Genomic DNA, 1,560 nt, shown 5'->3' with positions numbered 1-1,560 from the left:
ATTCCTTTACAAGGTTCGATATATTGTGACAGCGAGAACGGCCTTATGCCGCTTCGTCCTTCCGGGCATAGGCGCCGAAAACGCGGGCAAGCTGACCTGCCGGTGCGTTGACGATCTGAGCGATGCGTGTAGCCGGGGTCTGGATCATGCCAACCAGCTTTGCGCGCAACTCGTCGAGTGACGGAAGTGCGGCCAGAGCCTTTACACCTTCCGGGTCGAGAGTCGTTGCTCCCATCGAGCCACCGAGGATGACGAGCTTTTCGTTACCCTTGGCAAATTCGATGGCGATCTTTGGTGCCGTAATCGGATCGTTGGAATAGGCAACGAGCGTCTGACCTGTGAACAGGTCAGCGATGCCTTCCGAATCCGTGCCCTGAAGAGCGATCTTGGCAAGGCGGTTCTTCGCGACTTTAACGGTACCACCAGCATCACGCATCTTGGAGCGAAGGTCGCCCAGCTGCGCAACGGTGAGACCGGTATAGTGGGCCACGACAACTGAACCAGAGTCCTTGAAGACCCCATTCAGCCACGCGACGAATTCGCGCTTTTCCGCTTTTTCCACTGTCTCTCTCCATTTGGCAGAAACGCATGATTGCGCCCCTGCCGGGTTGCCTTTTGCTGCAAGGGGCCAGTCCGAAGACCGGAACCAAACAACACTTGAGGATCCTGTCCCCCTTGCTTCGCCGGATTGGCTGCAAGCTAAAGGCAACTACGGTTCGAACCTTGTTTTTCGGGCTCTCGCCCTCAAACCTGGTTGTTCCACGTCTCATGCGGGTTCATACGAATTAAGGCGAACCACCCGCAATCTCGGACAGGATAACCGGACTTTCATCCGGTTATCCAGACCCCGAAGGGCCTGGAATTCTTTTCATCTCAAACGCTTGGGCTTGAGAATTGAAGCATTGGTTACGCGCTGCGTACCGTTGCTGGATCGATCTTCACGCCAGCACCCATCGTCGACGAAATCGCGACGCGCTTGACGTATTCACCCTTGGCGCCAGCCGGCTTTGCCTTGGTGACGGCATCGGCGAACGCCTTGATGTTCTCTTCGAGAGCCTTGGCGTCGAACGAAGCCTTGCCAACGCCTGCATGAATGATACCGGCCTTCTCGACACGGAACTCGACGGCACCGCCCTTCGAGGCCTTGACGGCAGCGGTCACGTCAGCGGTAACCGTACCGACCTTCGGGTTCGGCATCATGCCACGCGGGCCGAGAACCTTACCGAGACGACCGACCAGCGGCATCATGTCCGGTGTGGCGATGCAGCGATCGAAATCGATCTTGCCGCCATTGACGATCTCGAACAGATCTTCCGCACCGACGATGTCGGCGCCCGCCTTCTTGGCTTCTTCTGCCTTGTCGCCGCGGGCAAAAACAGCCACGCGCACCGTGCGGCCAGTGCCATTCGGCAGGTTGACAACACCGCGGACCATCTGGTCGGCATGGCGGGGGTCAACGCCGAGATTCATTGCTACTTCGATCGTCTCGTCGAACTTGGCAACCGCACGCTCCTTGACCATGGCGATAGCCGAGGTCAGGTCATACAGCTTGTTACGGTC

At 57.9% G+C, this 1,560-nt stretch carries 2 protein-coding genes; both read right to left on the bottom strand.

The genetic code is table 11. The annotated features are described in order from the left end of the window. Positions 1 to 43: 43 nt before the first annotated feature. Complete coding sequence (gene rplJ, locus AAAB35_RS00250; RefSeq protein ID WP_027229723.1) at positions 44 to 562, bottom strand: 50S ribosomal protein L10; 519 nt, start codon at positions 560 to 562, stop codon at positions 44 to 46. 344 nt (positions 563 to 906) lie between these two features. Further along, positions 907 to 1,560: 50S ribosomal protein L1 (rplA, locus tag AAAB35_RS00245; protein WP_340666249.1), on the bottom strand; the 654-nt coding region annotated here is incomplete at its 5' end.

This window comes from Phyllobacterium sp. (assembly GCF_037994425.1).
GTDB lineage: Bacteria > Pseudomonadota > Alphaproteobacteria > Rhizobiales > Rhizobiaceae > Phyllobacterium.
This window is presented reverse-complemented; position numbering and strand designations above follow the sequence as displayed.